This window comes from Cytophagales bacterium (genome assembly GCA_019456305.1).
GTDB lineage: Bacteria > Bacteroidota > Bacteroidia > Cytophagales > VRUD01 > VRUD01.
In genome coordinates, this window is record VRUD01000105.1 from 1,066 (window position 1) to 11,956 (window position 10,891).

The 10,891-nt window shown below is 39.8% G+C and carries 5 protein-coding genes; all 5 read left to right on the forward strand.

Annotated elements, in window-relative coordinates; translation table 11 throughout:
- The first annotated feature begins 1,127 nt into the window (after positions 1-1,127).
- A complete protein-coding gene (locus FVQ77_16055) occupies positions 1,128-3,644 on the forward strand; it encodes a T9SS type B sorting domain-containing protein (protein ID MBW8051815.1) in 2,517 nt (838 codons plus the stop codon).
- A 282-nt stretch (positions 3,645-3,926) separates the two neighbouring features.
- On the forward strand, positions 3,927-6,098 hold the full coding sequence (locus FVQ77_16060) for a tetratricopeptide repeat protein (GenBank protein MBW8051816.1): 2,172 nt from the start codon (positions 3,927-3,929) through the stop codon (positions 6,096-6,098).
- Between the two features lie 3 nt (positions 6,099-6,101).
- Positions 6,102-6,809, forward strand: a complete 708-nt coding sequence (locus FVQ77_16065; protein MBW8051817.1) for a response regulator transcription factor — start codon at positions 6,102-6,104, stop codon at positions 6,807-6,809.
- Between the two features lie 208 nt (positions 6,810-7,017).
- A complete protein-coding gene (locus FVQ77_16070; GenBank protein MBW8051818.1) occupies positions 7,018-9,249 on the forward strand; it encodes a hypothetical protein in 2,232 nt (743 codons plus the stop codon).
- A gap of 24 nt (positions 9,250-9,273) precedes the next feature.
- Positions 9,274-10,743, forward strand: a complete 1,470-nt coding sequence (locus FVQ77_16075) for a T9SS type A sorting domain-containing protein (protein ID MBW8051819.1) — start codon at positions 9,274-9,276, stop codon at positions 10,741-10,743.
- The last annotated feature ends 148 nt before the right edge of the window (positions 10,744-10,891 follow it).

Below are 10,891 nucleotides of genomic sequence, written 5' to 3' on the forward strand. Positions count from 1 at the left end.
ACCGGTAGTTGCGGAGGAATCTTTGTAAGCACAGGCAGCCCAAGTGTTTCGCCTGCTTCCACTACAACCTATTACGTGAGGGCGGTTGGAACTTGTAATACGACCACCTGCGCCAGCGTAACAGTGAATGTTACCAACACCAATTCCACAGCGCCAACAGGAGCAACTGCATCAGTGAACCCGACTTGCCCGAGCCAGGCAACAACCCTTTCAGCAACAGGGGGCAGTTTGGGAACGGGTGCAGCATGGAACTGGTACACCGGTAGTTGCGGAGGAATCTTTGTAAGCACAGGCAGCCCAAGTGTTTCGCCTGCTTCCACTACAACCTATTACGTAAGAGCGGTGGGAACATGTAATACTACGGCTTGTGCCAGTGTAACGGTTACGGTAAATACCATACCCACCGGAGTAACGGCATCCGCCAGTCCGAACCCGATTTGTGCAGGAGCTACATTAACATTAACAGGAGGAGCAACGGGTGCAACCACCTGGAGTTGGACAGGACCTAACGCTTTCACTTCTGCATTACAAAGCCCGGCAATAGCGGGCATTACCACAGCAGGAGCAGGTATTTATACCTTGACAGCAAGTAATTCCTGCGGTGCGGCAACAGCAGTGAGTACGGCTTCGGTAACAATCATTACTGCACCTGCTCCACCAACCATACTTGGTCCGATTGCTGTAGCAGTAAGTCCTTGTTCCTCTGTTCCAGGGTCATGTGGTAATATAGGGACGGTTAATTATACTGCTTCATCACCTGGTGCTACCAGTTACACTTGGACCTCCGTATGTTCCGACTATTTATGTGGGGATAATTCTATAACAGAAATTTGTTTTGGAGGGTGTGTTGATGGAGTATATGTTGTAAGTGCTACTGCAAGTAATGCATGTGGAACATCTTCGCCTGGTTCTTTGAGTGTAACAAAAACTGGAGGTTTTTGTCCATGTCCGTAAACCACAAATGTTTGCAGAGATTTAGAATTTATGAAATAATGGAGAAGAAATGAAAAATTTGGCTTTAACAAACGACAAACACAAATGAAAAAACATTTTTGAAAAAGTCCTAAAAATGATTACATTTGCAATCTAAAATTTATTTTTATGAAACAAATAAACAAATAACTATCATGAAAAAACTTTTTACCATCGCATTTTTGGTATTGGTTTATACCAAAATAGCTTTTGCACAGGTTTTCTTTACCAATGACGGAGCAATAGTAACCCTGACTCCGGGAAGCTTTATTTACGTACAAGGAAGTGTTGTGAATCAGGACAGCGGCACTTTTGATAACAGCGGTACAATTAATCTAATGGGTGACTGGACAAATAATGCCGGTAATTTTGCTTTTATCAACTCCAGTCCCGGATCAGTTATTTTATCAGGAGACACACAGAATATCCAGGGGACAAGCGTCACGAAGTTCTATGATCTGATCTTGCAGGGTACAGGGGTCAAAGTGCTGAAAACAGATGCCATTGTAGAAGACTCCTTAGCGCTAAACGACAGAGAACTTGCAACCGATACCTTTACTATGTTAGTGACCAGTACAAATACTGGCGCTGTTACACGCACTACAGGTTTTGTGAGCAGCCTGGGCAACGGGAGCTTATCCAGGAATACAGCAATTTTAAATAAATATCTTTTTCCGGTGGGTTCATCCATTGGCACGCCAAGATACAGGCCGGTTGAGATCACTCCTACCGCGGCTTCGCCTGTTTATTCGGTTAGAATGGCAAATGCGGACCCTACTACCGAGGGTTTTGACCGAACCTTAAAAGACTCCTCATTATGCCTGATAAATCCTGATTTTTATCATAGGATCAATAGCTCGGGGGCAGACTCTGCTGACATCACCATTTACTTTGACGATTCTTTAGATAACGCTTATCAGGCCATTGCACATTGGCAAAATGTGCCTCAATGGGAAAATACAGGTGCGGTTACTTTAATAAGCAACGTCTCACCTATTTTAAGCAGCATCACCAGGTCATTATGGACTGATTTTTCTTATGTTCCATTTGCATTGGCTGCCCCGATGCCAGTAGTGTCGCTGAGCAATTCCGCATCTGCAATATGCGTTGGTGATACCGTAATTTTTACAGCTACACCCGGATTTACTAATTATACGTTTTTTGTCAATTCAAATACTGTGCAGAACGGAACCGACAGCATATATACCACCGCTTCCGTATCAAGTGGTGACACCATTAGTGTGGTGATCACAACTGTTGGCTGTAATGCAAAAAGCAATGAGATCACATCAATAATAGTAAATCCTTTGCCTGTTGTTAATTTAGGTACTGACACAATTGTATGCGGCAGTGCAATTTTAAATGCCAGCAATGCAGGAGCCACTTTCAACTGGTCAACTACTGATACTACACAGACAATTATTGCTGATACTACCGACACTTATTGGGTCGATGTAACCAACACAAATGGATGTACAACAAGAGACAGCATAAATGTAACAGTAAATCCAGCGCCATTGGTATATTTAGGTGCAGATACTACCCTTTGTGGCGGTACGGTCCCTTTGGATGCGGGCAATGCAGGCGCTGCATTTACCTGGTCAACAACCGATACCACCCAGACAATTATTGTGGATTCAACCAGCATTTATTGGGTTGACGTCAGCGATACGGCTACAGGGTGTACCACAAGGGATAGTATTGAAGTAACAATAAACTCCTTACCAATAAAAAGCCTGGGCACTGATACAAGTGCTTGCGGAAGTCACACTTTAGATGCTGGTAATAGTGGCGCTCTTTTTAGTTGGTCAACAACCGATACCTCTCAGACGATAGTAGTAAACACTACCAACACCTACTGGGTAGATGTTACCATTGGCGGGTGTACTACGAGAGACAGCATTGATGTAACAATAAATCCTTCACCTGCAGCCAACATCACACCGGTTGGAGCCACAACATTGTGCAGTGGCGATACTGTTGAGCTTCAATCAGATACAGCAAACACATACTTATGGCTCTTAAATGGTTCAGGTACGGGACTGACATCGCAAAGCATCTATGTATCAACCTCTGGAGATTACCAAGTTGTGGTTTCTAACATAGCAGGTTGTACAGATACGTCAACGATAGAGACAATCACGGTCAATCCATTGCTGCCTATAGCAAATTTTGGACATTCTGGTTCAAGCTTAACTGTTACCTTTACAGATTCGTCTGTTAATGAAACTATGTGGGTATGGAATTTTGGTGACGGCAATACAGATACAGTGCAAAATCCTGTGCATACTTATGCTATTGCCGGAAGTTATAATGTATGTTTGATAGCAGGTAACGCTTGCGGTTCAGATAGTATCTGTGATTCAGTAACTGCAAAAGTTATAAAGATTCAGCTATTTATCCCCAACGCCTTCAGTCCTAACGGTGATGGAGAAAATGATGTGTTTCGTGTAATAGGCAGTGGTATAAAAAAAATATCTTTAGTAGTCTATAACCGCTGGGGCGAAGAGGTTTTTGAAACTAAGGATATAAAAGAAGCTACTGAGATTGGATGGGATGGGAAGCACAATGGGGAAGAACAGGGTATGGCTGTGTTTGTTTATTATCTGGAAGTGGAGTTTGAGGATGGGACACCTGATATTAGAAAAGGGGATGTAACCCTGATACGCTAAAGCTACAGGGTAAACATTGATCAGATGATAGAACGTAACTTCGCCCGCCTGCCAAAACGCAGTGGCGGGCAGGTAATCCGATAGCTATCGGATTGATTAAAAAATGTAATCACACTGAAACTTAATCTTTTTCTACAAGCAATAGAAAAAGATAAAACTTACTGGATACCGACAACCCAGAACCGAGAACCCAGTAACCAGAACCCAGATCCAAGTGCCAAGAACCCAGAACTTGATTATTAAAAGCAAAAAAATAAATCGAAGTACAAATCTTTAATAGCTTTGAAATTCCGATACATAATATTTCTTAACCCGCTGAAAGTTGGGATCATATGCCTTGTCACCTTAGTTGCCCCGCAGAAAAGCTATAGTGGTCATTCAGATACACTTGTCCATATCCACATATCCAGGATAGATAGTCTCTTCAAAACGCTTAAAACCTCAAAAGACACTAATAAAGTTAAAGTTTTAAATGATCTGTGCCGGGAATACCAAAATCAAAATCCGGATAAAGCATTGAAATACGGCAATCAAGCTTTTGATTTAGCCAAGCGTATAGATTTTAAAAAAGGAATTGCATCCAGTTTGTTTAATATCGGCTATGTCTATGATGATCAAAGCAGATATGAAGAAGCCATCAAGCATTACCTGCAAGCCTTAAAGATAAGAAAAGAGTTGGGAGACAGGAATGGAATAGCGGCTAATCTCAATAACATCGGGAATGTTCATTATGCTCTTGGGAATTACGCAAAAGCGATCAGCTATTACCTGCAATCTTTGAAGATATATGAAAAACTCGTTTTGCCTGTTACGTATTCCGGGTACGCTGCTCCTTCAGAGAAGTCAGGTGAAGATCGGGATGAAGGATTTTACAAACAGGGTATTTCATTATGTTTGAATAACATCGGCCTTGTTCATTGGAGACAGGGTAAATACGCAAAAGCAATAGACTATTACCTGCAAGCCCTCAAAATAAATGAGGAATTACTCAACTCCCTCTATTTTAATAAAAGGCGGGCTGAGTTCCGGCAATTAATTGCCGGAAATCTGAATAATATTGCAATTATTTATTATGAGCAAGAGAACTATGCCAAATCCCTGGAATATGACCGGCAATCCTTAAAAGTGTATAAAGAATTAAGAGATAAAAAAGGTATTGGAAGAAGTTTGAATAATATAGGGGAAGTTTATAAGATCCAGGGCAGATACCTTGAAGCCGAAGCGTATTATCTGCAGTCCTTAAAAGCATTTGAAAAGCTGGGAGACAAACAACTAATTGCAGCAAGTTTGAATAATATTGGGATAATATATTCACTGCGTGGAGGCTTGTCCGGCAACACACAATATTACGAGAAAGCCATAGAATATTGTAAAAAAAGTTTAGCCATTGCCAGAGAAATAGGTTCAAAAGAGTATATTAAAGAAGCTTACCTGACACTTGCAGAAACTTATGCCAGGTTAGGAGAACACACACTTGCTCCACTTGATAGGAACGAACATCTAAGAAAAGCATACAAATACCATCAACGCTATTCTGAAATAAAAGACGCTGTTTTCAATGAAGAGAGCAGTAAACAAATAGCTGAAATGCAGGCGAAGTATGAAAATGAAAAAAATGAGAATAGGATCGCCCTGCTCACGAGGGAAAAGAAAGTGAGAAAACTTGAATTGTCACGTAAGGAAGATGAAGTAAAAAAACAAAGGATCACCATTATTGCATTGGTTTTAGCCCTGGTTTTAGCCTTTTTACTCTACAACCGTTACAGGTTAAAGCAAAAAGAAAAATTCAATAAAGAATTATTAAAGCAACAAAAGCTAAGATTAAAAGTCATCGTTGAAACACAAGAAAAGGAAAGGAAAAGGATCGCCAGAGATTTGCATGATGGTATCGGCCAGCTTTTAGCAGGATTAAAAATAAATATGGGAAGATTTGATAAAGAAATAAAAAATCTTTCTATTGAAAAGAAAAAGGCCTTTAATACATCTACCAAAGTATTAGATCAGGCATGTAATGAATTGCGTTCAATTTCGCACCAAATGATGCCCCGGGCTTTGAGTGAAGCCGGGCTGGCAGCTACCATGGATGACCTGTTGGATAGCGCTATAAAAAACTCCAAATTAAAATATAATTTTGAAACCCATGGAATTAAAAAAAGGTTGCCGGAAAATATTGAGATAGGTATTTATCGCATTTTCCAGGAATTACTTAGTAATATTCTCAAACATGCCAAAGCAAATGAGATTTTTATACATTTATTCAAAAATAAAGGCCACCTGATCTTAGTGGTAGAAGATAACGGTTTAGGATTTAAACTTAATGGTGATAACAAAGGAATGGGCTTAATAAATATTGCAACAAGGGTTGAAGCTATGAACGGGACGTTCACGCTCAATCCAGGCCATAAGCAGGGAACTATTATAAATGTCAGGGTTCCTTTAATGAATGAATACTAAGTAATGGAAAACATTAAAATCTTAATTGCAGAAGACCATCAGATCGTAACAGACGGCATTAAAGCATTATTAGAAGGTGTTGAGGGAATAACGGTTGTGGGTGAAGCCAAGGACGGCAGGGAATGTATTGAAAAACTGGAGCAGCAGCAAGTAAAGCGTCAGCAAGACCCAGCCAGTCCAGATGCAATCGGGGATGAATCCGGAGTTGATATAATCCTGATGGATATTGACATGCCTGTAATGAATGGCTACCAAGCTACCAAGCTCATTCAAAACAAGTACCCCAGCGTTAAAGTATTAGCCCTTACTATGTATAACGAGAAATCATTGATCACCAAAATGTTAAAAGCAGGCGCATACGGGTACATCCTTAAAAATATTGATAAAGAAGAATTATTAGAAGCCATCAAAATGGTAAACAATGGTGAAAATTATTATAGTAATGAAATACCATTGACATTATCCAGACCTGCTTCCGAAGATATACTGGCTAAAAAGCAGGAGGACATACTAATAAGTCAGCTCACACAAAGAGAGCTTGAGGTGTTAGAGCTTATTGCACAGGGATTATCAAATAATCAAATAGGCGAAAAACTTTTCATCAGCCCACGAACTGTTGACACGCACCGTACCAATTTGATGCAAAAGCTCAATGTACATAATATTGCAGGGCTGATCAAAGTTGCTATTCAAAACGGGTTGATGGATTAAGAAAATCTCATCATAAACAAAATTTATCCTAAAAAACAGGTTAATAGTCGTAGTAAATTACGACTATCACTCTATTGACAACAAACCAATTACTGCCTACCTTTACAAAACGGTAAATTCTTGATTAAATTTTCTTTATTTTAAAAAAAGTATTTTAAATTGCCGTATTATTTTTCAGTTTAACATTATTTATAAACCAATTAAAACAATGAAACAACAAAAAAACATCTATGGGAAGACTATACTACTATTAAGAAATATTGTCATCCCGGGCGAAGCGAGGGAACTCCCTGCTATTAACACCTTCGCTTCCAAAACGCTGTTAATCGGTGTAATCTTTTCATTGATCTGTGAAATCGGTGTTTCCCAAAACGTAGGCATCAACCAGCCAAACCCCGATTCAAGCGCTTTACTGGATTTAACAGCCACTGATATGGGCTTGCTCATACCACGTGTGGCTTTAACAGGTACCACCGATATAACCACCATTGCCAGCGCAGCAACAAGTTTGATGGTGTATAATACCGCAGCGGTAAGTGACGTTACCCCGGGTTATTACTACTGGGATGGAGCCGTATGGCAACGCTTACAAAACAGTTTGCCAACACCAAGCAATGATTGGACAATTATAGGAAACGCAGTAACCGACCCGGCAACCAATTTTATTGGTACTACCGATGCACAAAATTTTGCAATACGCACCAATGACCTAAAACGATTGGAAGTTACCCAAACAGGCAGACTTGATTTTTTTAACACCTCTGGAGGTGGCTCCAACATTTTTGTCGAAGGAGGTAACGAAACCACAACAGGGGGTAGCAATGTGGCCATTGGAGATAGTGCACTATTAGCAAACACAACAGGGGCTCGCAATGTTGCCTTAGGTTTTAATACACTAAAAGCAAACACAATAGGGATTGACAATGTTGCCTTAGGGGGAGATGCACTTTTTTTAAATACTACTGGTTCTAATAATATTGGAGTAGGGGTTAATGCTGCACACGACAATACTACCGGAACAGGCAATATTGCCATTGGAGAATCAGCCCTTTTTAAAAATCAAACATCTAGCGGCTCTATCGCAATTGGTGCGTATGCCAAATATAATGCCGCCGTTACCAGTTCAAACGGGAGTCATATTGCTATTGGTGATTCTGCTTTGTTTACAAGTCCTGGGTTTGGTAGTGCTCAAAATATTGCAGTAGGCAAAAACGCTTTAAAACTAACTACAACTTCTAATAATACCGCTTTTGGAGATAATGTGTTAGCTAATACTACTACTGGGAGTGGCAATGTAGGAATAGGCTATGGTTCTTTATTTACAAACACTATAGGAACACATAATATAGGAATAGGCCATGCAGCTTTATTTGCAAACACTACAGGCAGTGACAATATTGCCATCGGTGCGGGGTTCACATTAAGTAATAACACTACGGGGTCAAGGAATACTGGTGTGGGATTGACGTCTTTATGGAACAACACCATAGGAGATGATAATATTGGTATTGGCCAAAATAGCTTGCAATCAAACACTACAGGCAGCAGGAATGTTGCTGTGGGAATTAAATCTTTAGCGATTAGTACAACAGGAAACAGCAATGTAGCAGTTGGCTACTCGGCTTTACTCCGGAACGAAACAGGATCTAATAATGTGGCCATTGGAGATAGTGCACTTATACGAAACACTATAGGGAATTCCAATATTGCCATAGGGCATAATGCACTAATAGCAAACACAGGTGGGGGTGCCAATATTGCCATAGGGCTTAATGCACTAACAGCAAACACAACAGGAATCTGGAATACTGCCGTAGGGCTTAATGCACTAAGAGACAACACAATAGGGAATGTCAATACTGCCATAGGGATTAATGCACTATTAGCAAACACAACAGGGAGTAACAATACTGCCTTAGGGGTGGGTGCTTATATTACTGGTACTACTTTTACAAATTCTACTGCGTTAGGAGCCGGTGCCAATATTACTGCCAGTGATCAAATTCGTATAGGAAATGGCACCGTAACGAGTATTGGTGGTTTCTCAGCATGGAGTAACTTATCCGATGCTAGATTTAAAGATAATGTACAAGAAAATATTCCGGGTTTAGCATTTATTTTAAAATTACGCCCCATTAGTTATCAACTTAATCTGGATAAATTAGCCAGCTACCTCAACACCCCTGATAGTTTAAGAAATATCAAAGAAGAACAATTAAGAATCCAAGATATTAACACAGGTTTTTTAGCCCAAGAAGTAGAAAAAGCAGCCAAAGAATTAGGCTTCTATTTTAGTGGAGTTGACAAACCTAAGAATGATGGAGATTATTACGGGTTGCGGTATGCTGCATTTGTTGTGCCATTAGTAAAAGCCGCACAGGAGCAACAAGAAATGATAGAACAATTGCAAAAAGAAATAATAGAATTAAAAAGAAAATAATTTAACGTTAAATTATTTTATTTAATGAAAAAAATCATTCTAATCAGCGTAATCAGCGGTCCTAATCTGGGTTTCTCACGAAATTTATTCTATGCTAAAGGAGCCATAACCATTAAATCATCTGCTGCTGTTTATGTAAAAGGTGGCTTAACTGCCAATGGAACCGCCTCAATTAATAATAATGGAGATGTTTACATACAAAACAATCCCACAGCAGGTAATGAGAACTGGACCAACAATGTTTCTACAACCATGTTATCTGGTTCCGGTACTGTCGTATTCAATTCATCCGAACCGCAAAATATAGGAGGCAGCGATACAACCACTTTCTATAATCTTACAATTAACAACACTTCTTCAACAGGCGTTACCCTTGATACACCCATAATTGTAAATTCATCTTTAACTTTAACAGATGGCATGCTTTATACTGATGCAACAAACCTGTTAGCGCTTATTGATAATGCAGTTTCATCTTCCGGCTCTGCCGCCAGCTTTATTGATGGCCCTATGAAAAAAATCGGTAACGATGCCTTTACCTTTCCCCTGGGCGACAGCACAGTTTGGGCACGGCTAAGTATTTCTGCACCCACTCTTGCCACAACTGAATATACTGCTCAATATTTTGACACGGTTTATAATGATTTAACTGTAACAGGAACATTGAACAATGTGAGCTTAGTTGAATACTGGACTTTAACACAGGCAATAAACAATGATGATGTGCAGGTAACTCTGCATTGGGAAGATAGCGCCAGAAGCGGCATTGATGACTGCATCACTACCGACCTTCTAATTGCACGCTATAATGGCGTTGACTGGGAAGACGAGGGACAGCTCTCCATTACCTGCGGCTTACAGGGAAATGTAACATCCAATACCGTTCTGAATTACAGCCCATTCACTTTCGGTTCAAGAAGCAGCGCCAATAATCCATTACCCATAGAGTTGCTTGATTTTAAGGCAGAATGGACTAATCAAACCACAGTAAAGGTAGAATGGACAACTGCCTCTGAAATTAATAATGACTATTTTGAATTAGAGAATAGCAGTGATGCTATAAATTGGGAAAAGATAACGACAATTCCAGGCGCAGGCACCTCTAATGAAATGCTTTACTACTCTTATTATGACGAAAATCCTTATGATGAGCATACCTATTACCGGTTAAAACAGGTTGATTATGACGGCAGTTATGAATACAGCAATATAGTAGTTGTAAGCAAAAAAAGCTTTATTGAGGTCATTTCAATTTATCCTAATCCTTCAAAAGATTTCATTAATGTAATTATTGTATCATCTATAGATACCGATGTTAATATGTTTATCGTAGATGCTTTGGGTAAATATGTCTATAAATCTAAAAGCACAATTAAATCAGGTCAAAATATTTTAAACATCAATACAGGTAACCTTGCAAGTGGTGAATATATTATAAATGTTGTTTCAGAATCCGGTCAGGAAAAATCGGTAAAGAATTTTGTTTGTAATTAAATAAATATCTTTTCCCGGTGGGTTCATCCATTGGCACGTCAAGATACAGGCCGGTTGAGATCACTCCTACTGCGGCTTCGCCTGTTTATTCGGTTAGAATGGCAAATGCGGACCCTACTACCGAGGGTTTTGACCGAACCTTAAAAGA

Excerpts from the sequence above, each read along its gene's own strand:
- FVQ77_16055 (MBW8051815.1), top strand. The coding sequence starts at position 1,128 with ATGAAAAAACTTTTTACCATCGCATTTTTGGTATTGGTTTATACCAAA.
- FVQ77_16065 (MBW8051817.1), top strand. The coding sequence starts at position 6,102 with ATGGAAAACATTAAAATCTTAATTGCAGAAGACCATCAGATCGTAACA.
- FVQ77_16075 (MBW8051819.1), top strand. The coding sequence starts at position 9,274 with ATGAAAAAAATCATTCTAATCAGCGTAATCAGCGGTCCTAATCTGGGT.
- FVQ77_16070 (MBW8051818.1), top strand. The coding sequence starts at position 7,018 with ATGAAACAACAAAAAAACATCTATGGGAAGACTATACTACTATTAAGA.